This window comes from Auritidibacter sp. NML120636 (assembly GCF_003185945.1).
In the GTDB taxonomy this organism is placed as follows: Bacteria; Actinomycetota; Actinomycetes; order Actinomycetales; family Micrococcaceae; genus Auritidibacter; species Auritidibacter ignavus.
The window spans coordinates 112630-136476 of sequence record NZ_QHLO01000005.1 but is presented as its reverse complement, the minus strand read 5'-3'; the positions used below and the strand labels follow the sequence as shown (position 1 = coordinate 136476).

At 59.7% G+C, this 23847-nt stretch carries 15 protein-coding genes; 4 read left to right on the top strand and 11 right to left on the bottom strand.

Going from position 1 to position 23847, the window contains the following annotated elements; all coding sequences use genetic code 11:
* Nucleotides 1-34 precede the first annotated feature (34 nt).
* The 6 genes from DCC25_RS06395 to DCC25_RS06370 all read right to left on the bottom strand — a co-directional run bounded on the left by DCC25_RS06395 (nt 35) and on the right by DCC25_RS06370 (nt 6661).
* Nucleotides 35-658 (bottom strand): superoxide dismutase, encoded by a 624-nt coding sequence (locus tag DCC25_RS06395; RefSeq protein WP_110098290.1) that lies wholly within the window; start codon nt 656-658, stop codon nt 35-37.
* Nucleotides 659-895: 237 nt separating this feature from the next.
* A complete protein-coding gene (whiA, locus tag DCC25_RS06390) occupies nt 896-1879 on the bottom strand; it encodes a DNA-binding protein WhiA (protein WP_110101052.1) in 984 nt (327 codons plus the stop codon).
* 96 nt (nt 1880-1975) lie between these two features.
* Nucleotides 1976-3028, bottom strand: a complete 1053-nt coding sequence (gene yvcK / locus DCC25_RS06385; RefSeq protein ID WP_110101051.1) for a uridine diphosphate-N-acetylglucosamine-binding protein YvcK — start codon at nt 3026-3028, stop codon at nt 1976-1978.
* The gene (rapZ, locus tag DCC25_RS06380; protein WP_110098287.1) at nt 3025-3936 is read right to left on the bottom strand and encodes an RNase adapter RapZ; all 912 of its coding nucleotides are present in this window, start codon (nt 3934-3936) and stop codon (nt 3025-3027) included. Before rapZ ends, yvcK begins: the two co-directional genes overlap by 4 nt.
* A 76-nt stretch (nt 3937-4012) precedes the next feature.
* Entirely contained in the window at nt 4013-5965 is a 1953-nt protein-coding gene (uvrC, locus tag DCC25_RS06375) for an excinuclease ABC subunit UvrC (protein ID WP_110101050.1), read from the bottom strand.
* Nucleotides 5966-5971: 6 nt separating this feature from the next.
* Nucleotides 5972-6661, bottom strand: a complete 690-nt coding sequence (locus DCC25_RS06370; RefSeq protein ID WP_110098285.1) for a 1-acyl-sn-glycerol-3-phosphate acyltransferase — start codon at nt 6659-6661, stop codon at nt 5972-5974.
* A 305-nt stretch (nt 6662-6966) separates the two neighbouring features.
* On the opposite strand from DCC25_RS06370, the gene DCC25_RS06365 reads away from it, so the two are divergent.
* Nucleotides 6967-8889, top strand: coding sequence for a VanW family protein (locus DCC25_RS06365; protein ID WP_158278387.1), 1923 nt, complete (start codon nt 6967-6969; stop codon nt 8887-8889).
* A gap of 30 nt (nt 8890-8919) precedes the next feature.
* Here the strand turns inward: DCC25_RS06365 and uvrA are convergent, their stop codons facing one another.
* The gene (gene uvrA / locus DCC25_RS06360) at nt 8920-11877 is read right to left on the bottom strand and encodes an excinuclease ABC subunit UvrA (protein WP_110101078.1); all 2958 of its coding nucleotides are present in this window, start codon (nt 11875-11877) and stop codon (nt 8920-8922) included.
* A 294-nt stretch (nt 11878-12171) separates the two neighbouring features.
* Between uvrA and DCC25_RS06355 the strand changes: the two genes are divergently transcribed.
* Nucleotides 12172-12888 carry an MBL fold metallo-hydrolase gene (locus DCC25_RS06355; RefSeq protein WP_110098282.1) on the top strand — a complete coding sequence of 239 codons (717 nt, stop codon included), beginning with the start codon at nt 12172-12174 and terminating at the stop codon, nt 12886-12888.
* 54 nt (nt 12889-12942) lie between these two features.
* Here the strand turns inward: DCC25_RS06355 and DCC25_RS06350 are convergent, their stop codons facing one another.
* Complete coding sequence (locus tag DCC25_RS06350) at nt 12943-13788, bottom strand: methyltransferase domain-containing protein (RefSeq protein ID WP_110101048.1); 846 nt, start codon at nt 13786-13788, stop codon at nt 12943-12945.
* Nucleotides 13789-13926: 138 nt separating this feature from the next.
* Between DCC25_RS06350 and DCC25_RS06345 the strand changes: the two genes are divergently transcribed.
* Together DCC25_RS06345 and DCC25_RS06340 are read left to right on the top strand one after the other, a co-directional pair.
* A complete protein-coding gene (locus DCC25_RS06345) occupies nt 13927-16563 on the top strand; it encodes an RNA helicase (RefSeq protein WP_110101077.1) in 2637 nt (878 codons plus the stop codon).
* A gap of 24 nt (nt 16564-16587) precedes the next feature.
* Nucleotides 16588-17937, top strand: a complete 1350-nt coding sequence (locus DCC25_RS06340) for an alpha/beta fold hydrolase (RefSeq protein ID WP_233487932.1) — start codon at nt 16588-16590, stop codon at nt 17935-17937.
* Between the two features lie 24 nt (nt 17938-17961).
* Here the strand turns inward: DCC25_RS06340 and DCC25_RS06335 are convergent, their stop codons facing one another.
* The 3 genes from DCC25_RS06335 to DCC25_RS06325 form a co-directional block, all read right to left on the bottom strand.
* Complete coding sequence (locus tag DCC25_RS06335; RefSeq protein ID WP_110101047.1) at nt 17962-19299, bottom strand: TerC family protein; 1338 nt, start codon at nt 19297-19299, stop codon at nt 17962-17964.
* A gap of 172 nt (nt 19300-19471) precedes the next feature.
* Nucleotides 19472-21616, bottom strand: a complete 2145-nt coding sequence (uvrB, locus tag DCC25_RS06330; RefSeq protein WP_110101046.1) for an excinuclease ABC subunit UvrB — start codon at nt 21614-21616, stop codon at nt 19472-19474.
* An 82-nt stretch (nt 21617-21698) separates the two neighbouring features.
* Nucleotides 21699-23660 carry an acyltransferase family protein gene (locus DCC25_RS06325; protein ID WP_158524748.1) on the bottom strand — a complete coding sequence of 654 codons (1962 nt, stop codon included), beginning with the start codon at nt 23658-23660 and terminating at the stop codon, nt 21699-21701.
* Nucleotides 23661-23847: the final 187 nt, after the last annotated feature.

Sequence of the window (23847 nt, the reverse complement as noted above, 5' to 3'; positions counted from 1 at the left end):
CCGAAGCATGGTTCACGCTACGACAACGCGATGGTTACGGGGTGACCAGACTGGATGCCTGGGAGCGTGCTACCTCAAAGCGCCGCTGAACATCTTCCCAGTTGACGATGTTCCAAATGGCCTTAACGTAATCGGCCTTGACGTTCTGGTAGTCCAGGTAGAAGGCGTGCTCCCACATGTCCAGCTGGAACAGCGGGATGGTCGCCACGGGGACACCGTTCTGCTGATCGTAGAACTGCTCGATGACCAGGTTGCCACCGATCGGCTCGTAAGCCAGGATGGCCCAGCCCGAACCCTGGATACCCAGAGCGGCTGCGGTGAAGTGGTCGCGGAAGGAATCGAAGGAACCGAAGTACTCGTCGATGGCGGCAGCCAACTCGCCGGTGGGCTTGTCGCCACCGTTCGGGGAGAGGTTCTTCCAGAAGATGGAGTGGTTGGTGTGACCACCCAGGTTGAAGGCCAGATCCTTGGAGAGCTGGTTGATCGCGGAGAAGTCACCGGCTTCGCGAGCTGCCTCCAGCTTTTCCAGCGCGGTGTTGGCGCCTTTTACGTAGGTATTGTGGTGCTTATCGTGGTGAAGCTCCATGATGCGGCCGGAGATATGGGGCTCCAGGGCTGCGAAATCGTAGTCTAGGTCGGGCAGAACGTACTTTTCCACGTTTCCTCCTCATACATCCCCCACGGTGGCGTCTGGCGGTGGGGCCACGCACGCAGGGCAGGGTTTTTGATCAGTTCTGTCAGCCGGTGCGGTGTGTCGACCATAAGCTGTCGTGATCGCTCCGGCGAACAGCGACGGGACGCGTCTTCAAGGCCACGCCCGTTGATTCTCATCCTAGACAACGTGACCCGGTAGCGATCAAGAGCACACTGACTCGGATCAGCTCAGGGCGAGAGTTTAGTCATCTTCGCGTAATTCTTCAGGCACGACGTCGTGGGTATTGGGAATGTTTTCCTCGGCGGCACGCTTATCGGCCATGGCCAATAACCGGCGAATACGACCGGCGATGGCGTCTTTGGTCATCTGCGGTTCGGCCAGTCGCCCCAGTTCATCCAGGGAGGCATGCTGGTGCTCGATGCGGAGCCTGCCGGCGTATTCCAGGTGTTCGGGCACATCGTCTTCCAGGATCTCCAGGGCGCGAGCGACCCGGGCGCCGGCGGCCACGGCGGCCTGGGCGGAGCGACGGAGGTTCGCGTCGTCGAAGTTGGCCAGCCGGTTGGCAGAGGCCCGAACTTCTTTGCGGGTACGGCGCTCTTGCCAGACTTTAACGGTCTCAGTGGCCCCCATGGCAGTGAGCAGGTCGGCAATGGCATCTCCATCGCGAATCACGACTCGATCGGATTGGCGTACTTCGCGCGCCTTGGCCATCACGCCCAACCGACGGGCAGCACCGACCATGGCCAGAGCAGCTTCGGGTCCGGGTGCGGTGACCTCCAGGGCGGAAGAACGGCCCGGCTCGGTCAGGGAACCATGGGCCAGGAAGGCCCCGCGCCAGGTAGCGGCGGCATCGGCCGTGGAGCCGTTGACGATCGCCGGTGGCATGCCACGAACCGGACGTCCGCGGGGGTCGACCAAACCGGTCTGGCGGGCCAGTTCGGCTCCACCGGCCAACACACGGATCACATAACGGTCCCCGTGGCGCAAATTTTGGCCGGAGACGCGGATCACTTCGGTTTGGTGGCCGTAGAGCCCTTGGATCGTCTGGCACAGACGCTGGGCCGCTTCGTGGCGGTCGAGTTCGGTCTCGACCACGATGCGACCGGAGATGAGGTGGATACCACCGGCGAAACGCAACATGGCCACGGCCTCAGCGGCGCGCTCCGAGGAGGTGGTGACCGGAATCTGGCACAGCTCTTGCTTCACAGCGGCTGTCAGTGCCATGCAATACCCTCTTTCGACAACGGCACATCGGCAAGATGGCCCGAGTGTTTTATCGAGTGTTTCCGCGCCACCAGGTGTGACGCAACTGGCGAGCAATCATGAGAACCGCGAAAAGATCTCGTCGAAAGCCACCGCCAGTTTCAGTGGATCGTGGATCCCATCGCGCTGATCGTCCAATACCCTACTAAAAACTGCTTCAGCGCCAAGTTTTTCTGCTGTCTGCTCAAACTGGTCGCGGTCGGCATCATCGACCACGGAGTGATCGACAATGATCGCGTCAAAACGCAGTTGGGGAGCGTACTGATGGAGCACCTCCAGGTGGTCGGCGGCGCACATGTTGTTGGTCTCGGTGGTATTGGGTTGCAGGTTCATCACCAGGGCGCGTTGTGCGGTGGTTTGGATCAGCGCGTTGCGCAGCTGGGGTAACAGCAAGTGGGGCAAGACTGAGGTGAACCAGGACCCGGGGCCCAGCACAACCCAGTCGGAAAGATCGATGGCTTCTAGCGCTTCGGGGGTGGCCGAGGCGGTGTCCGGGTCGAGACGGATCGAGACCACCGAGCCGGCGGCAGCGGCGCGGGCCAACTCAGCCTGACCGGTGATGGTTTCCCGGATCAGTTCTCCCTGATCGTTGCCCGAGAGCACCGTACCGGAGATGGTCAGCGGGACCCGGGACATCGGCAGCACCGTGCCGCGGGCTCCCAACAGGGCTCCGGCCCATTGCAGTCCGGCGACCGAATCGCCCAGTAACTCGCCCAGAGCCACGATCAACAGGTTGCCCAGCGCGTGGTTGTTCAGGGTCCCCGGAGTGCCATCGGCGCGTTGAGTTATGAAACGGTGTTGCATCGTATCGCGCCACGTTCTCCCCCAGTCGGTGTCATCACACAGCGCGGCCAGAGCCATCCGGAGGTCCCCGGGAGGGATCACGTCGAGTTCTTGGCGGATCACGCCAGAGGAACCGCCGTCATCGGCCACGGTCACCACGGCGGTGAGTTCACCGGCGATGAGTCGCAACGCTGACAGCGTCGAGTACAGTCCGTGGCCACCACCCAGTGCGGTGACTTTCAGCGCGGGAGCATGGTGCCCGGATTTACGGGCCGCATTAGAACGGGAGGGGGTCAGCGGTAGCTGACCGGTGTAATGCACGCTCATTCTCGGCCCCGATCTCGGTGGGAAATGGTGACTTTCAGCCCGGGCTGTTGTCGTAAGCGACGCCCCAGTTCTTCGGCAATCGCCACCGAGCGGTGTTTACCACCGGTGCACCCGATGGCCAGGGTGGCATAGTGCTTATTTTCGGCCCGGTAGCCCTCCATCACCGGGTGCAGGGCTTGGACGTAGTGATCCAGAAAAATATTCACTCCGGGCTTGGCAAGCACGAATTCTGACACGGGCTCATCGAGTCCGGTCAACGGGCGCAGCTCGGGCACCCAGTGCGGGTTGGGGATGAAGCGCACGTCGGCTAAGAAATTGGCGTCTTGGGGCACCCCATACTTGAAACCGAAGCTCAGGACATTGATGCGTAGCACGATCGGGCCCTGATCTGAAAACAGGTCCCGGGTGGCCTTGGTGAGGTCGTGGACATTCATCTTCGAGGTGTCGAGGATGAGCTCGGCCTGGTCGCGAAGATCTTCGAGCAGTTCTCGTTCGCGACCGATCCCGTCATTAATGCGACCATCGCCCTGCAACGGGTGCGGGCGACGTCCGGATTCGAAACGCCGGACCAGGACCGCGTCATCAGCGTCAAGGAACAGCACCCGCAGCTCGGTGCCATCGACCCGCAACTGGTGCATGGCTTCCTGGACCGAGGTGAAAAATTCTTTGCTTCGCACATCAACCACGAGGGCGAGCTTGAGACCCGTGCTTTCGGTGGTCTTGGAGATCAGCTGTGACATGGTCACGAACAGTTGCGGTGGCAAATTATCGACCACATACCAGCCCTGGTCTTCTAAGGCGTGGGCGGCGGTAGTCCGTCCGGCACCGGACATTCCGGTAATGATCAGGACCTCGGTGCGGGGTGGTTTGACAGGTTCCAGCTCGGAGGGTTCCACGGGTGTCGTCATGCCGTTAAGCCTACTCACTTCGCGCCCGAAGATCGCCGGGAGCACGACGGTTAATCTGCGCAAGAGTCTCAGCTGCTCAGGAGTCCTGGGAACCTTCGGCTTGCTGCGTCTCGTCCGGGTGTAGGGCCGTATAAATCGTCTCAGCCAGCGCCGGCCCGATCCCTTGGGCATTTTGGAGTTGGTCCACAGTGGCGGCGGTGATCTTTTTGACAGACCCAAATTCGGCCAACAGCGCTTTGCGTTTGGCCGGGCCCAGTCCAGCAATGTCGTCGAGAGCGGAGTGGGTCATGGCCTTGGCGCGACGTTTGCGGTGGGCGGTGATCGCGAACCGGTGGGACTCATCGCGTAGCCGTTGCAACAGGTAGAGCCCCTCCGAGCTGCGTGGTAGCACCAACGGGAAGTCATCACCGGGGACCCGCAGCTCTTCGAGGCGCTTGGCCAAACCGACCACTGGAATATCGTCGATCCCAAGGTCGGCCAGCGCCTGGGCGGCCGACGCGACCTGCGCTGGTCCCCCATCGACGACCACCAGAGAGGGCGGATAGGAGAAGCGTTGACGGTCCTGATCGTCCTCGGCGGCCAGCTCAGCTGGATCCAGTTGCCCTGAGAAAGGCTCAGGGGTGTTAGCTTGTTCCTGCAGATACTTTTTGAACCTGCGGGTGAGCACATCGTCCATGGCTCGGGTGTCGTCCCGGGCGGCTTCGCCGGTGACGTTAAACAGTCGATAGTCGCGTTTTTTGGGCAGACCATCTTCAAATACCACCATGGACCCGACCACATTGGTGCCCTGGGTGTGGGAGATGTCGTAGCATTCGATCCGCAACAGCGGTTCATGCAGGCCCAGAGCTTGCTGGAGTTCTTTCAGGGCCGCTGATCGGGCGGTAATATCTCCGGAGCGACGAGATTTGTGCAACCGTAGGGCCTCCACGGCGTTGTCTTTGACGGTATGCATCAGATCCTTTTTGGCGCCTCGCTGCGGGACCCGCAAATTCACGTGGGCGCCACGACGCTCTTCAAGCCAGGATTCTAAACCCGACACCTCGCCGGGCAAGACCGGGACCAAGACCTCGGCAGGGATGCGGTCTTGATCATCGAGCTGGCCATAGACTTGCTGAAGGAGTTGTTCGATCAGATCTTGTTCGGAGACGTCTTCGACCTTTTCCACCACCCAGCCACGCTGACCACGAATCCGGCCGTCGCGAATGTGGAAGACCTGGAAAGCGGCTTCTAGCTCGTCATCGGCGAAGGCAAAAATATCGGCTTGGGTATTTTCGGGTAGCACCACCGCGTTGCGTTCAAAGACTTTGTTCAACGCGGCAATGTCGTCGCGATAGCGGGCGGCATCCTCGTAGCGCAACTCGGCCACGGCCTCGGCCATTTTGGTCTCGAGTTCCCTGACGTAAGGCCGGATGTTGCCGTTCATAAAACTGATGAAGTCGTGGGCAAGTTGGCGATGGTCGGCTTCGGAAATATTGCCCACACAAGGGGCGGAGCACTTGTCGATGTATCCCATCAGACACGATCGACCGGACAGTTCGGCCCGGCGAAATACTCCGGCCGAGCAGGTGCGGACCGGGAAGACACGCAACAACAGGTCCATGGTTTCACGAATAGCTTTGACCGGGTGGAAGGGACCAAAGTACTTCACACCGGGACGTTTATCTCCCCGCATCACCATCACCCGCGGGAAGCGCTCATTGATGGTCACCGCCAGATACGGATACGACTTATCGTCGCGGTACATAATGTTATAGCGCGGGGTGAACTGTTTGATCCAGGTGTATTCCAACTGGATCGCCTCTTGCTCACTGGCGACAATGGTCCATTCCACACCGCTGGCAGAGGTGACCATGGCTCGGGTTTTCGGGCTCAGTTGGTGCGGCGAGGCGAAATAGGACGTCAGCCGGTTCCGGAGGTTTTTTGCTTTGCCCACATAGATAATCCGGCCGGTGGCGTCTTTGAACCGGTAGACCCCGGGGTCGGTGGGAATATCCCCGGTACGTGGTCGATAGGTTGCGGGATCAGCCACAGCTGATCAGTTCTCCGTATCCTGCTCGGCCGAGGCGGCGGAATTATAGGAATCCACACGTTCTTGGCCGGTTAACTGAGCGATCGCGTCCATAATCTCATCGGTGATCTGGCGGCGAAGCTTGGGCTTGTGCTTCGGGCCAATTTTTTCAAACTGCAGGGGCTCTCCCACCGTAAGCCCGAATTTATGGGGCACGATCAAGTTACGTCCCGGAGGTTGCAGACGGTCGGTTCCAGTCAGTCCCACCGGAATGACCGGTGCGCCGGTGGTCAAGGCCAACCAGCCGACCCCGGTCTTACCACGGTAGAGTCGGCCATCGCGGGAGCGAGTGCCTTCGGGGTAGATGCCCACGCCTTCACCGTTGTCCAGGAATTCCACCAGCCGATCCAGGGCAGCCACTGAGGCGGCTTTTTGTCCACGATCCACCGGAATAGATCCGACCGATTCGAAGAAACTCTTCTGGAGCTTGCCTTTGATCCCCGGTGCGGTGAAGTATTCGGCTTTGGCGAAAAACCGCACCAGACGCGGGAGCATACTTTGTAGCAACACCGAGTCAAAGAATGACAGATGATTGGAGGCGACGATGAACCCTCCGGTGTCGGGAATGTGGTCCAACCCCGAAATGTCAGGGCGACACGTGACCTTCACGAGGCCACGAAATCCGATCCGCACCGGATTTCGTTCGCGCAATCGCATGAAGCTCCTCACAAATGATGGTGGTAGTGATGACAACCGAAATTGCTACCCAGCATGATCTCAGCCGGTGGACAGCACGATTATACCCGTTGACCAGCAGCACCAGCACCGTTGCGTGATCAGCTCACCTTACGGAGCGCTACCGTCGGGTCACTACGATCCCAACACACGCATCGTTGCAGTGTGCGGAAGCGATTTTCCTCGGTACAATCCTTAGGTGTTGCCAGCCTGTACAGGCTCCGACTGCTCCCATCGATCACCATATGTGCACTCAGAGTGCACAGAATTTTCTGGAATCACACAGTATGCCCATTGAACACGATCATCCCGCTGCCCATCACGATTCGGCCGGCTCTGCCACCGAGTCCCCTCGCTCACGACGCATCTGGCCATGGGTGCTGGGCGGTGGCATCGTCGTGTTGGGCGTGGGCGTCTATGTCGGCACTGCCATGGCTTTTGAGGATCGCCTACCAGCGAACTTCACCGTCGAGGGATTCGATGTGTCGGGCATGAATGTTGACCAAGCCCAGCAGAAGGTCGAGGACGAGTTGGACGAACGAGCCTCTCGTGAGTTGACACTGGTGGGAGACATCCAGTCCCAGGACAGTGCCACGGGGGACGAAACCCCCACAGTAGACGATGCGACTCAGGACGATGTGACCGCCACCGTGGTGCCCGAAGAGATTGGCTTGGACTACGACGTCGACGGTGTACTGCAGGAGTATCGTGGCCTGAATTTCTCCCCGGTGGTGTTGTGGCAACGCCTCACCGGTGAAGGCCACCGTGAGGCGGAGACGACGATCGATGAATCTCAGGCCACCGAGGCGCTGCGCGGTCTTTCCGAGCAGATGAGCCAGGAACCCGTCGAAGGGTCGGTGACCTTCAACGCCGGTGACGTGGCATACCAGGCTCCCGTGTCGGGCGTGGGAATCACCGCCGAAGGGCTCGCAAGTCACGTGGAGGAGAACTGGTTGCAGGAATCCGAGGAGATCCATGTTCAGGGCGAGACCCTGGAGCCTCAAATCTCCGCTGACACCTGGCAGAGCTTCGTGGAAAACACCGCCGAACCACTCGTCGCTGACTCTTATACGGTCACTGCCGGCGAGGCCTCCACTGAGCTCACCCCGGAGCAGTTGGGGGAAGCAGCCCAGGTGGACACCGGAATGCAGGGCCCTTCAGCCACCGCAGACAGTTCGGAAGATAGCGAGGAATCTGAGGCATCAACGGACTCGACGGGCTCGACAGCGTCGATGCAGGAGTCATCGAGCGAGGGCACCGGCGATGCGACACCGTCTTTGGAACTGGACGAGGACTCGTTGGTCGCATCGCTGGAGGCCAATGAGGACGGGTTCGCTTCCTCGGCTACCGATGCGACGGTCAAGCTCAGTGGAAAGGCTGGATCGGCTCGTCCGGAGGTAGTCCCGGGAGAAAGCGGCACCGGGATAGCGGGTGAGGAAGTCGCTGACGCTATTGAGCAGGACCTGGCGCAGGATCAGACCCGCAGTGTCGAAGTCGAGGTCAAATCCCAGGATCCGGAGGTGACCACAGAGGATGCTGAAGCCTGGGATGTCACCCACGAGGTCGCAGAGTTTTCGACGCCGTATCCGGATGATCCCACGCGTACGCCGAACCTTGAGGTGGGTGCTGAACGCGTCAACGGGACCGTGGTGATGCCCGGCGAGGAATTCAACCTGGCCGAGGCCCTGGGCCCGGTGACCGAAGCCAACGGTTACGTTTCTTCCGGTGTCGTCCAGTCGGGTGTGACCGCGCAAGCGGTCGGTGGCGGTGTCTCGCAAATTGCGACCATGGCCTATAACGCTGGCTTCTTATCGGGGATGGACATTAAAGAACACCGTCCCCACTCGCGCTGGTTTGACCGCTATCCTAAGGGCCGGGAATCGACATTCTGGGAAGGCCAAATCAACGTCCGCTGGCTCAATGACACCGATGCTCCCGTGATTGTCGAAATGTGGCTGGACGATGAGAAAGTTCACGTGCGCGTGTGGGGCAACGACTACTACGATGTGTCGATGTCAACCTCAGAGCCGTATAACTACACCAATTCGCAGACCATCACCTCGAGCGAACCCAACTGTGTTCCGGAAGCCGGTGGCCGACAGGGGTTCACCGTGGACGTCACACGCTCGCGTACCGATCCTGAGGGCAACACCGATGACGAGTCCTGGACCTGGACCTACTCGGCATGGCCTCGGGTGATCTGTCAATAGGACTCGGGACTCGGGGAATCCTCCACGTGGTTAGTCCTGTGCGCCATGGAGTAGCGGGGCCAGGTATTGACCGGTATAGGACCCCTGGACGGTGGCCACCTGTTCGGGGGTTCCGGTGGCGACGACCTGGCCACCACCGGAACCGCCTTCGGGTCCCATATCGATAATCCAGTCGGCTGATTTCACCACGTCCAGGTTGTGTTCGATGGTGATCACGGTATTGCCCTTATTAACCAGCCGAGTCAACACCAACAACAGCTTACGGATATCTTCAAAGTGCAGGCCAGTGGTCGGTTCATCAAGCACATAGACCGCCCGCCCTGCCGTGCGTTTTTGCAGTTCGGTGGCGAGTTTGACCCGCTGAGCTTCACCACCGGATAGTGTGGTCGCCGGTTGGCCTAGCTTCACGTAGCCAAGGCCGACATCGACCAGTGTGTTCAGATAACGAGAGATCTTTCCGTAGGCGGAGAAGAACTCGGCGGCCTCAGCGATCGGCATATCCAGCACTTCGGCAATATTTTTGCCCTTATAGTGGACCTCGAGAGTTTCGCGGTTATACCGGGCTCCGTGACAGACCTCGCAGGGCACATAGACATCCGGCAAGAAGTTCATTTCGATCTTTAGTGTGCCATCACCGGAGCAGGCCTCACAGCGACCACCCTTGATATTGAAGGAGAATCGGCCGGGCTGATAGCCACGCACTTTTGCTTCGGGGGTGTCAGCGAAGAGCTTACGGATCGCGTCGAAGACGCCGGTATAGGTAGCTGGGTTGGACCGAGGCGTACGTCCGATCGGGGACTGATCGACGTGGACCACCTTGTCCAACTGGTCCAGACCCGTGACTTTCTTATGCCGGCCCGGCACCAGGCGCGCGTTATTGAGTTCATTGGCCATGACCTTGTACAGGACCTCATTGACCAGGGTGGACTTCCCCGATCCGGAGACACCGGTCACCGCGATGAAAGTTCCCAAGGGGAAGTCGACGGTGACGTTATCGAGGTTATTTTCGCGGGCGCCGACCACTCGGACGATCCGCTGGCGGTCAATCGGTCGGCGGGTCGCGGGAACGTCGATGGTGCGTCGATGAGCCAAATAGTCGCCAGTGATCGAGCGGGTGTTGTTTTTGAGATCTTCGAGCGAACCGGAGTGGACCACCTCTCCCCCGGCCCGTCCGGCAGCCGGGCCAATATCGACAATCCAGTCGGCAGCTTCAATGGTTTCCTCATCATGTTCGACCACGATCAAGGTATTGCCCAAATCCCGCAGGCGCAATAATGTGCCAATCAGGCGGGAGTTATCGCGCTGGTGGAGCCCGATCGAGGGCTCGTCGAGTACGTAGAGCACCCCGACCAGACCGGATCCGATTTGGGTGGCTAGCCGGATACGCTGGGCTTCACCACCCGAGAGAGTGGCTGCCGGGCGTTCCAGGTTCAGATAGTCCAGACCAACATCGATCAAGAAGTGCAACCGGGCGTTGATTTCTTTGAGCACCTGGTCGGCGATTTTGGCGTCCCGGTCACTGAGTTGCAAGTTCTCCATGAAGTCAATGGTGTCTTCCATGGGCATGGCCGAGACCTCGGCGATTGATTTTCCCCCAACCATCACCGACAGCGAAGTGGGGTTCAGCCGGGCACCGTGGCAATCCGGGCAGGCCACCTGGCGCATATAGGACTCATACCGATCACGGGCGTGATCGGATTCGGTTTCGGCGTATTTGCGCTTAATGTAGTCCACCACGCCCTCGAAACCGGACGTGTAACGCCGTTCCCGACCCCACCGGTTGCGGTATGCCACTTCGACCTTGTAATTATTGCCGTGCAACAGCGCTTTTTTGGCCTTGGCGGGCAACTCTTTCCACGGGGTGGTCATCGAAAAGCCCAGCTCATCGGCCAGACCTGCCATCAGCCGTTGCCAATACTGGGAGGCGGCTTTACCCATGTGCCAGGGTGCGATCGCGCCTTCTTCCAGGCTCAGATCCGGGTCTGGGATCACTAAGTCCTGATCAACCTGCAACCGGGAGCCGATACCGGTACAGGTCGGGCAGGCGCCGAAGGGGCTATTGAAGGAGAACGAGCGGGGTTCGATTTCGTCAATGGTCTGCACGTGCCCGTTGGGGCAGGACAGCTTTTCGGAAAACGACCGATATTTGGCCCGGCCCTGCTCATCTTCGGCGACCCATTCGGCGGTGTTCTTTTTCTCCGGGTCAATCTCGGCTTTGACGTCGACGAAATCGACGACCAAGATCCCCTCGGCAAGTTTCAGGGCGGTTTCGACCGAGTCGGTCAGTCGGGTGCGGATACCGTCGCGGATCACCAGCCGGTCAACGATCACGGCGATATTGTGCTTGTACTGTTTCTGCAGCTTGGTGGCCTCGGCCAGCTGGATCTGCTCTCCGTCCACGATGGCGCGGGAGAAGCCTTGCTGGGAGAGCTCGGCAAAGAGGTCGGCGAATTCGCCCTTGCGGCCGCGCACCACCGGGGCCAGGATCTGGAAGCGGGTTTTCTCCGGTAATTCCAGCAACTGATCGACGATTTGTTGCGGGGTCTGCTGGGAGGCAGGCTCACCGCACTCCGGGCAGTGCGGAGTCCCGATCCGGGCCCACAGCAGGCGCATATAGTCGTGGATTTCGGTGATCGTGCCCACGGTGGACCGAGGGTTCTTCGAAGTGGATTTCTGGTCGATCGATACCGCCGGGGAGAGTCCCTCAATAAAATCAACCTGGGGCTTATCGACACGGCCCAAGAACATCCGGGCATAGGCAGACAGTGATTCCACGTACCGGCGTTGGCCCTCGGCGAAGATGGTGTCAAACGCCAAGGACGACTTACCGGAGCCAGATAGTCCGGTAAACACCACGAAAGCATTGCGAGGAATATCGATACTGACATTTTTCAGATTGTGCTCACGGGCGCCGGCCACAATGATCCGGTCGGCTTCGACCGAATCATGGTGAGCGACGGTCTGTCCCGGGTGGGGTCCCGAGGCCAGCGAGTAGTTCTCTGAACCGGTCGAGGTAGTGGTCACGGTATCGTCTAGGTCCTCTCCGACTTACACGGTCGCAGTTGTTCTCAGGTCGTTGTCAGTCAGATCGCGAGCAGCTCGTGATCAGGAATTCTCCCGCTGTGCTACCAGGGCACAGGCAGTGACACAGCGCGGAGCCGACAAGCCTACCTGCTCTATGGTAGTCCGGTCTGCCGGTATGTTTGCCGACAGCTAATCCGGCCCTGAGCGCGTCGGTGCTGACCTGTACAGTCAGCCCACCCAGACCCTAAACTGAGCGCTATGCCCAGTCACGATACCTCGACCCAGCCCAGCAACCACCCCGAAGCCGGTGAGATTCGCGTGATCGCGGACCTGCCACAGGTCACCATCCGCAGCCGCTGGGTCTCCGAGATGCGCAATAACGTCTACCTGCTGACCTCCAAGTGTTCCGGTACGCAAGTGCTTATCGATGCTGCCGACTCCCCCGAGGCCATTGACGAGCTACTGGAATCCGCCCGTGCCGATACGCCCTGTGAACCGCACGTGGCGGTCATTATTACCACCCACCAGCACTGGGATCACATTCGGGCGCTGGCCGCGGTGGCCGAGACCACCGGGGCGCCGACCGCGGCCGGTGCTGCCGATGCCGAGGCCATTGCAGAAGCTACCGGCGTGGCTCCGACCGTGGTGCTCCACCACGGTGACACCGCCCAGTTCGACGGGATCAGCCTGGATGTGATTGGATTGCGCGGGCACACCCCGGGATCGGTAGCCCTGGCCTATCGAGCGGACGACGACGAGTCGCCGGTGATTTTCAGCGGTGATTCGCTCTTCCCTGGGGGTGTGGGCAATACGGACCAGGACCCCCAACGCTTCGCGCAACTGTTTGCCGATGTCACCGCGCGAGTGTTTGATCGCTATCCCGACGACACGGTGGTGTTGCCTGGACATGGCGATCACACCACCCTGGGCGCGGAGCGTCCGCACTTGGACGAGTGGAAACAACGCGGCTGGTAACCCGGCCCAGGACCGGGCTGAACCGGTGACGAGCGGTACCGCCGATACCGATGGTTAGATGGTGTAGTCCAGCTCTTTATGGCCTACCACGAACACCCGGCGCATCGGGAAGATGGTGACCACGGTGCCATCCGGGCTGGTGTAGGGCGGGTAGTCGTGCAACATCCGCTCTCGGTATTCACTCAGATATGCGGCTTGCAGATTGGAGCCGTCGCGCTCATCAATCTCGGCAAGACCTTGGAGCACCGGACGCAGGGCGGCACCTTTTACCCAGTTGTAGACCGGTTCTTCCCCGGTCAGTACCTGGTGATAACTCGTCTCCCACACATTGGGTCGGAATCCCCGACGGATCAGCGTGTGCGTGTATTCTCGCGGGGTGTAGATCGATTCGCCGGTGTAGGTCCGCTGGGAGGCTTCAGCATATTCGGGCCGATTCGCCAGCTCGGCAATCGTCCTGTGGGAGGGTGCCGAATAATTGCCGGGGACCTGCATCGCAAACCAGGCACCCGGTGACATCTGCCCCAACCAGCGGTCCATCAATTGCCGGTGGTTGGGTATCCACTGCAACATGGCATTGGAGACCACCACGTCCACCGAGGCATCGGGCTCCCACTGTTCGGCCTCGATGTGCTCAAACCGCAGGTTCGTGGGGGCCTGTGGGTCGTCCTGAAGGCTGAGGCGAGCTTCTTGAACCATTTCTCGGGAGGAATCCAGACCAATGACCTCCGCCTGCGGCCACCGTTGGGCCAGGGTGCGGGTCATGTTCCCAGGCCCGCATCCCATATCCACCACGGTGCGGGGTTGATCGGCGTAGATCGCAGCACTGAGATCATAGAAGGGACGGGCCCGGTGCCCGGCGAAGACAGCATACTGGCTCGGATCCCAGATGAAATTCTCCATACCTCTACCGTAGACCCACGCAACGGTGGTGCCGCTGGGGCACTGACACCCAAAGAAACAGATCGTTTCGGTGCCGGCTTTCCGGTGCCGGTCTACGGCCACTGAAGCGAGCGCGCAACTGCCGTAGAGTACGAGATGATGCTTTTGACTGACGTTCTTCCCGACCACCAAGACCGCACCGCCCAGGATCCGGCTGAGCTCTACGACCGTTTCACGCAGTGGGTCGGCTCCCGTGGCATCACGCTGTATCCGGCCCAGGACCAGGCGGTCACCGAGCTGTTGGAATCCAAGAACGTCATTATGGCCACCCCGACCGGATCTGGGAAGTCGATGGTGGCTTTGGCCGCGCACTTTTTGTCGTTGGCCCAGCACCAGGTGTCTTACTACACCGCACCGATCAAGGCGTTGGTCTCAGAAAAATTCTTCGACCTAGTGGATATTTTTGGGGCCGAGAACGTGGGAATGATCACCGGGGATGCTTCGGTGAATGCTCAGGCGCCGATTATTTGTTGCACCGCGGAAATTCTGGCGAATGTGGCCCTGCGGGAAGGCACCGGACTGGACATCGGCCAGGTGATCATGGACGAGTTCCACTACTACGCCGATCCGGCCCGTGGCTGGGCCTGGCAGGTCCCGCTGATTGAGCTCCCCCAGGCCCAGTTCTTGCTGATGAGCGCCACCCTGGGCGACACCACCCGGTTCGAACAGCGCCTCACCGAGGCAACCGGCAAGCCCACTGTGACCGTTACCGCCGCCACCCGGCCGATTCCGTTGCATTTTAGCTACTCCGAACAGTCGGTGGCCCACCGGGCAGAACAGTTGGTGGCAGCCGATCAGGCACCGATCTATATTGTGCACTTCTCGCAACTGGACGCCGTTGAGCAGGCCAGCAATCTCTCCTCGCTGGCGGTCCTGAGCAAAGCAGAGCAAGCGCAACTGGCCGAACAGCTGGAGACCTTTCCCTTCCAGGCCGGGTTTGGCAAGACGCTGAAAAGGCTCCTCAAGGCCGGGATCGGGGTTCATCACGCCGGAATGTTGCCCAAGTATCGCCGGTTGGTTGAAAAGCTCGCTCAGCAGGGCACGCTGAAAATCATCTGCGGTACCGACACGCTGGGTGTGGGTATTAACGTGCCGATTCGCACCGTGTTGATCACCGCGCTGAGTAAGTTTGATGGGCGCAAAACCCGGCACCTGAATGCTCGCGAATTTCACCAGATCGCCGGCCGGGCCGGACGTGCCGGTTTTGATACTGCCGGTTATGTGGTCGTTCAAGCACCCGAGCATGTGATTGAGAATCAGGCCGAGCAGGCCAAATTGGAACAGAAATTTGCCGGCATTAAGGATCCGCAGGAGCGGGCCCGGCGCATCAAACAGTCCAGCAAGTCCTCGGCAAAGAAAAAACCGCCGGAAGGTTTTGTGTCGTGGTCGGAAAAGACCTTCGACAAGCTGGTCGCTGCTGAGCCGGAGCCGATGGTCTCGCAGCTGCGAATCAACCACTCGATGGTGCTGAACCTGGTCGAACGAGTGGGGAACCCGGTCCGGCATGTGCGTCGGTTGATCACGCGCTCGGACGAGACCCCTGCTCGGCAGGCGCAATTACAGCGAGAGGCGATCGGCATCTTGCGTGAGTTACTGGCCACAGGTGTGCTGGTCAAATCCGACACCCCAGATGAGTTTGGTCGTCAACTCGAGATCACGGTAGATCTGCAACCGGATTTTGCACTGAACCAGCCGCTGTCGCCATTTGCCTTGGCGGCGTTTGAGCTATTGGACCCGGACAGCCCCACGTATGCCCTGGATATGGTCTCGATCGTGGAGGCCACCCTGGATTCGCCACGACAGATTCTGTCTGCCCAGACCAAGAAGGCCAAGGACGAGAAGATGGCCGAGATGAAGGCCGAGGGGCTGGAGTATACCGAGCGGATGAACATCTTGGACCAAACCACCTACCCGCAACCGCTCGGTGAGCTTCTCGAGCAACAGTTCGCGGTGTATGCGCAGGCAGCCCCCTGGCTGAAAGATTTTGAGCTGGAACCTAAGTCGGTGGTGCGCGATATGTACGAACGTGCGATGAGCTTTGGCGAGTTCGTCAGCTTTTACTCCTTGGCTCGCTCTGAAGGCGTGGTGTTGCGGTATCTGACCGATGCGGCGAAGGCCATGCGCCAGACTATCCCCCAGGATGTGCGCACTGCCGAGATCGAGATGATCCAGGACTGGCTGGATACCATGATCCGGTTCACCGATTCCTCGCTGTTAGAGGAATGGGAGGACCTGATTGCCGGCGATATCGACCAGGCGCGAGAAGAATATGAGAATCCTGAGCCTCCCAGCCCTCCGAAGCTCACCGAGCAGACCGGCGTGTTCCGGGTGATGATCCGCAATGCCATGTTTCGGCGGGTACAGCTCTTTGGGGCAGAGAAGGACGCGGAGCTGGAAGGGATGGATTATCTGCCTGAGGGCGCCATCCCGTTCACCAGCGATAATTGGGCCGACGCGCTGGATGATTTCTTCGCCGACTACGAGGACCTGGACGATACCGCCTCGGCACGCGACCCGAAGTTATTACGGATCAACACCGAGCCGCAGCTGGGCCCTGGCGAGTTGGACGATCTCGGGGCCAGCCCCGGTGATTACTGGAGTATTACCCAAGTGCTCGTGGATCCCGAGGCAAACTACGACTGGGCACTGAATGCTGTGGTGCATTTGGCGGCCTCCAACGAGCAGGGGGCCCCAGCGATCACGATGCTATCGGTGGGTGAACCAATCGAAGGCTAGCACATACAGTAAAGGAGTGATTCCGTGGAGTCCGTCTCGTCGATGAGCACCGGTGTGAACTCCAGTGAGTTCACCACCCGCCAGGATGGGTACCGGCAGCGCACCCACCGCGTGCAGGTTCCGGTTGATCACCACCAAGCCGGCGCAGTAACCGATCCTGAGATGCTGTGGGTCACCGCTCGCGAGTTTCGCCACCCCGACGATGACCCGGATTCCGAGATCAACACCAAGCCGTGGTTGATTTACTTCCAGGGCGGACCCGGCTCCCCCGGTCAACGGCCGGGCACCATCGGAGGATGGCTGGCCGAGGCACTGAAGACCTACCGGGTGATGATGCTCGACCAGCGTGGCACCGGTCTGTCCACCCCACTGAATCATCACACGTTGCGTGCCCGTGGGGATGCGACCGCGCAGGCGGACTACCTAACTCATTTCCGGGCACCGGATATTGTGGCCGATGCTGAAGCCCTCCGAACAGGTCTCGGCATCGAGCCGTGGGTCTCGCTCGGCCAGTCCTTTGGCGGATTCTGTACACTCAGCTACCTCAGCTTCGCCCCTGAGGGTTTGTGCGGTAGCTTAATCACCGGCGGTCTAGCCCCACTGTCTGGACCGGCCGACCGCGTCTATCGGGCCACCTACGCGCGGATGCGGACCCGCAACCAGGAATACTTCGACCGTTACCCGGAGGATCTGAGGGTGTTGGCACGGGTGTATCAGCGGGTTCGTGCCGGCGGAGTGGTCCTTCCCGATGGGTCGAAGCTCACCGTCCCTCGCGTGCAAACCCTGGGGATGATGCTGGGTGGCAATACCCGGGTTGACACCTTGCACTACGTGCTGGAGCAAGCGTACATCCCGGGGACTGATCAGCTCAGCGATCACTTTCTGCACGCGGTATATGAGCAGGTATCCCGGGCCAGAAATCCGCTGTATCTAATCCTGCACGAAGCCATCTACGCTCAGCCGGATCAAGCCGCCGAGCCCACCAACTGGGCGGCCGAACGGATGCTGAGAGAGTATCCAGACTTCGATGCTGAGGTCACGCAGACCCCGTGGCTGACCGGTGAGATGTGCTACCGGTGGTATACCCGCACTGATCCGACGCTGATTCCGATTGCTGAGGCGACCGAATTGATTGCGCAACACACCGGGTGGGGCCGGTTATACGACCTCGAGCAATTGGCAGCGAACCAGGTGCCGGTGGCTGCGGCGGTCTATCGTGACGATGTCTACGTCGATCGCGACCTGTCACTGGAGACCGCCGGACGGGTGGCCAAGCTACAGGTGTGGGAGACCGATGCCTACCATCATGACGGGATCGGCCAGGCGGGGGCGAAAATCTTCACCCGCCTGCACACGATGATTCACGACCGGTAAGCACGGCGTCCGTCAGCCCGCTGGTTAGCGACGAGTCGAGTCTTGGCTTCGGGCACCCTCTTTCTCGGCGGAATCGTGTGAGTCCTCGATGTCGTCCGGCGGGTCAATAATCGAGCCGGACTCGTTGACCACCTGTTGTGAGACCGGGGCGGAACGGCCGGACCGTTGGACGTCTTCCAGTCGGGTCTCGTGGGCCTGACGGATAATGCTGGACCATTGGTCTTTATGTTCGATCAGCTCGTCTAGGTATTTATATTCGACCCGACGGGCCTTTTCAGTCCACTCATCCATTTTCGCAGCGGCCTTCTCGCGCTCTTGCTCGGTAGTGGAGTCATCCAGCTTGGAATACCGGAAGGAGAACTTCTCCGCATTCTGCAATGCGATCAGCGCCTTGCCCTTCTTCGAGGTCAACGAGGTGACAACCACCATGAGCAGGATGGCGATAATAACCACCAACGACATCTCGGTCGGAATTTCTTGAACCGGCACTGGTTCCCCACCGTTGATAAACGGCAAACTGTTCTCGTGGAGGGCGTGTAGCACCAGCTTGATGCCGATGAAGCCGAGAATGGCTGCCAAACCGTATCCCAAGTACACCAGACGGTCCAGCAAGCCATCGATCAGGAAGTACAGCTGGCGCAAGCCCATCAGCGAGAAAGCGGTGGCGGCGAAGACGATATAGGGCTCCTGGGTGACACCATAGATCGCGGGGATCGAGTCGAAGGCGAAGAGCACATCGGTGGCACCGATCGCGATCATGACCAACAACATCGGGGTGATCATCAGCTTGCCACGTTCTTTAGTGAACAGTTTGTCCTGGCGATAATCGTGTGAGACCGGGAAAATCCGACGGGCGGTGCGCACCATAATGTTTTCGGCCTCATTGGACTTCTCGTCGGCCGAGGTCAATTCGCCCTTGAGTTGCTGGCCGGCCAGCAGAATCAGGAACAGACCGAAGACGTAGAACACATCCGACCAGGCGTTGATCACGGCTGCGCCGAGGAGGATGAAAATCGTCCGGGAGATCAGCGCGAAGGTAATACCGAACAACAGCACCTTTTGTTGGTACTCGCGCGGTACCTGGAAGTTGCTCATGATGATCATGAACACGAACAGGTTATCGATCGATAGTGACTTTTCAAGTAAGAACCCGGTGTAGTACTCCACGGCGTGGGAGGTATCGCCGAAGAGGAAAAATACCAGGCCAAACAGCAACGCCAGTCCAATGTAAATGGAGGACCACATCGCGGCTTCTTTGATCGTGGGGGTATGGGCTTTCCGAGCGTGGGCAAAGTAGTCGAAAGCCAATAACCCCAGGATGATCGCAACGGTGACCAACCAGGTCACAAGGTTGATTTCCACAGGGAAGCTCCTTTGAGGATACGAGAATGAATCACAAGTCTCTCCCACTTGAGCTGATGGTCTCTGCTCAAGCCTCGCGCCCGGTTGAGAATGATCTCCACGTGCTGACGTTCGCGAGAAAGATCGGGATACTCCCCTGTTCGTGGACTACTGTAGCATCTCGACGACGATATTAGGCGTGTCCGGCTTGTTTCATCTGACGCAGTTCTTTTTTGAGCTCCGCCACCTCGTCGCGCAGGCGTGCGGCAAGTTCGAACTGCAGATCCGTGGCGGCCTGATGCATCTGCTGGGACATGTTGTCGATCAAGTCCTGCAGATCCTTGGCCGGAAGGGCAGCAATCTTCACGGCCTGCTGGCCCTCACGATCGGCCTGTTGGGATTTCTGTTCATCGGTGATCATCGAGGTGTAGCCACGGTGTCCCTCACCAAAATCAAAGCCGGCCTTGACCCCGCCCATGCCCGACAGGAAGTCTTCGGAGTCGGCATCCTCACGGGCCAGTTGGTCCGTAATGTCGGCAATGCGCTTACGCAACGGCTGCGGGTCGATACCGTGCTCGGTGTTATAAGCCTGCTGGATTTCACGACGACGGTTGGTTTCGTCGATAGCGTGTCGCATCGAGTCGGTGATTTTATCGGCGTACATATGCACCTGACCGGAAACGTTGCGGGCGGCACGACCAATAGTCTGAATCAGCGAGGTGGTTGAGCGCAGGAATCCTTCCTTATCGGCGTCCAAGATTGACACCAGCGATACCTCGGGCAAATCCAAGCCTTCGCGCAAGAGGTTAATGCCGACCAGCACGTCGAACGTGCCCTTGCGTAGCTGGGTCATCAGCTCCACCCGTTTGAGCGTGTCGACATCGGAGTGCAGATACTGGACCTTGACCCCGTGCTCGATCAGGTATTCGGTCAGGTCTTCGGCCATACGCTTGGTCAGGGTAGTAACCAGCACGCGTTCGTCACGCTCGACTCGCTGATTGATCTCGTCCATCAGGTCATCGATCTGGCCGTTGGTGGGCTTGACCACGACCTCGGGGTCGATGAGTCCGGTGGGTCGAATAATCTGTTCCACCACGCCGTCGGCTTGGGCCAGCTCGTAGGGGCCCGGGGTGGCCGACAGGTAAATGGTTTGGCCGATGCGCTCGAGGAACTCATCCCATTTCAGTGGCCGGTTATCCAATGCTGAGGGCAACCGGAACCCGTGATCGACCAGGGTGCGTTTACGCGACATATCCCCTTCATACATTCCGCCAATTTGGGGCACGGTCACGTGGGATTCGTCGATGATCAACAGGAAGTCATCGGGGAAATAGTCGAGTAAACAGTGTGGAGCAGAGCCGGGACCACGGCCGTCAATATGGCGCGAGTAATTCTCAATCCCGTTGCAGTAGCCCATTTGTTGCATCATTTCGAGATCGTAGGTGGTGCGCATCCGCAACCGTTGGGCCTCGAGTAACTTATCTTGGGCCTCTAACTCTGCCAGTCGCACGCGCAATTCATCCTCGATGGACTCGATGGCCCGAGCCATCCGGTCATCACCGGCCACGTAGTGGGAGGCCGGGAAGATGTACATCTCGTCTTCTTCCCGGATCACGTGACCGGTCAGCGGGTGCAGGGTCTGGATCGAGTCGATCTCATCGCCGAAGAATTCCACACGGACCGCAAGCTCTTCATACATCGGGATGATCTCTACGGTGTCGCCACGGACCCGGAAGGTGCCACGGTGGAAGTCGTGGTCATTGCGCACATACTGCATATTCACGAACTGACGCAACAATTCGTCCCGGTCCAGCTCTTGGCCCCGTTTGAGGGTGACCATCTGGCGGATATATTCCTCCGGGGTACCCAAACCGTAGATGCACGATACCGTAGAGACCACCACGGTGTCCCGGCGGGTGAGCAAAGCATTGGTGGCTGAGTGGCGGAGGCGTTCGACTTCCTCATTGATGGAGGAATCTTTTTCAATGAAGGTATCCGACTGCGGGACGTAGGCCTCGGGCTGGTAGTAGTCGTAGTAGGAAACGAAGTACTCGACCGCGTTGTGCGGAAGCAGGTCTCGCAATTCGTTGGCCAGCTGGGCGGCCAGAGTCTTGTTCTGGACCATCACCAGGGTGGGACGCTGAAGTTGTTCAATGGTCCAGGCCGCGGTCGCAGATTTACCGGTGCCGGTGGCCCCCATCAGCACCACGTCTTTTTCCCCGCCACTGACACGCTCAGCCAATTCGGCGATAGCACGTGGCTGATCGCCAGAGGGCTGATAGGGAGATTCCACCTTGAAGGGCGCAACTTGCCGGGTGATTTCTTGGGCCAGACTCATGCCTCTACCCTACTCTTCTCCCCCCGGTCTGCCACCGCAAAAGCCCGGTCGTCAGACCCAGAGCGAACGCGCCAGCAACCCGTTAGGAGACCTGCGGTTCTCCCGACTGAGCCCGGGCCAAGGCCTTCTCGACGGTCTGACTGTACAGCGCGCGTCCCTGCTGGTCCTTGGGGTGCACCGAGTCATCGGCCAGCAAGTCAAGGTGGTCCTGGATGGCGTTATTCCAGTCGGCCAGATAAATATCGTCGTGGTTCTTCACAGCTTCCCGGATGGCCCGGTTGGCCGGGTCGATCCAGGTTGCCCGAGACGGACCATAACCGGTCACCAACACCAGGCGCCGATCGGGACCGATGATCTCGCGAATGGTCTCGATCTGATCCTGGCTAATGACGGCGTTTGTGGCCAGCCCGACCACGACATAGGGTCGCAGTTTGCCCTCGGACTTCAACCGGTTCAAGATCTCCGGCGCAGACTGGATGGAGCGGGAAATCTCTGCATCGAGATAAATGCCGGGAAAATCCTGATTCAGGGTCTTTCCGGCAGCGACGAGCAGAGAATCACCGATCATCGTGATGTTCTCTCCAGTGACTTCTGGGCCGGGATGACCGACCGGTGAGGCGTGTTCGGTGGCAGTATCCTCAGCAGTTTCTGTAGCGGAGTCGCTGGGCGCAGCGGATGGGTCCTCGGCGGGTTGTTCCGAAGGTTGCTCCGAGGGCTGTTGGCCTGGTTCGTCCTGGGCTTCATCGTCGGACTCAGAGCCGATCACGAGGCGGTCTTGATCCCCGGCAGCTTGTTGCAGGGCTCGCTCGGCGCTGGATTGTTGTGGCGATACGGCAATGGCGGAACCCGCAACGATCAATACCCCGGCCAGACCCGCAATGGTTGCGACCTTGGCTACCGGCATCAGCTGCGTGATTTGCGCTACCAGCTGACGACACCAGGTCAAAAACCCGTGGGTGCGGATGGGGGTTTCAATGAAGCGGTAGGACAGCTCCGCGAAAACGATGCTGAGCACGATGATCGGCAGTGCTGCCAGCAGCGGGTTCATCGTCGGGCTGAGGTAGTACATCAGCACCCACAGCGGCCAGTGCCATAGGTAGATCCCGTAAGAGCGCACGCCCAACCACACCAGGACCGGGTTCTCCAGGATGGCGGTCAACGCCAGGGCCGGTTGAGACGGGGCCACATCGTTGAGCAGACTGCGGACTGTGATGGCCACGGCCACACTAATCGCAACCATCCCCCAGGGATACATCAGGGACTCGGGTAGGACCATCATCATCGTGATGGCAGCCAGCAATCCCAGCCAACCGCCCACGCCCCACAGGGTGGGATAGCGCGTAGGATTGATCGGCATCTTCAGAGCACCCGGGATCGCTAAGGCGATGCCGGCGCCCAACATCAGACCCCAGAGGTGTGTGTCGGTACCCATGTAGGCACGGGAGAGGTCAACCCCAGACAACCAGACATGGGCAACGATCGACGTCGCGGCAACAGCGAAGACGACGGCGAGTCGTCGGGACCGGGACCAAAAGACGAGCAACGCAACGATGAGGGGCCAGAAGACGTAGAACTGTTGCTCCACGGATAACGACCACATATTGGTGAACAGCAATGGGGAATTCTGTTCAAAATAGCTTGCACCATTGGCGATTTCGACCCAGTTATAGGTTCCGGTCAGTGCACCAACAAACTGGCGTGGCAAGGACACGAGTGCATCGCCGCCGACCGCCAGAGCCAGAGCGGAGGCACCGATCAGGGTAACGACCACGGCCGGCACCAGCCGACGGAAGCGACGCACCCAGAAACTCTTGAGCTCAAGCCGTCCGTGACGGTGTAGTTGCTGGAGCAACAGGGCGGTGATTAAGAAGCCGGAGACCACGAAAAACATATCCACACCGGCAAAGCCGGCTGGAGCCCACCCGGGAATGAGGTGATACACCAAGACGGCCATGGCGGCAATGGCCCGCAACCCATCAAAGCCACGCAACCGTGGGGGTCGTGCGGCGGTGTGGGAGCTCGTGTTGGTTCCATCGGCGGACACCGTCGTCGATGCCGGTCGCTCCGCTGTATATGACGCCATATTACGCATGCGCTTAGAATAGCTCTGAGATACCCGGCTCAGACCGGCAACACGACCGTGTTGCACAATTAAGATCTTTTCGCTACACCATGACCTACCGCTATCGAGCGGTTGGGCTCGACTGTCACTCCGCCCCTGTCAGACGTGG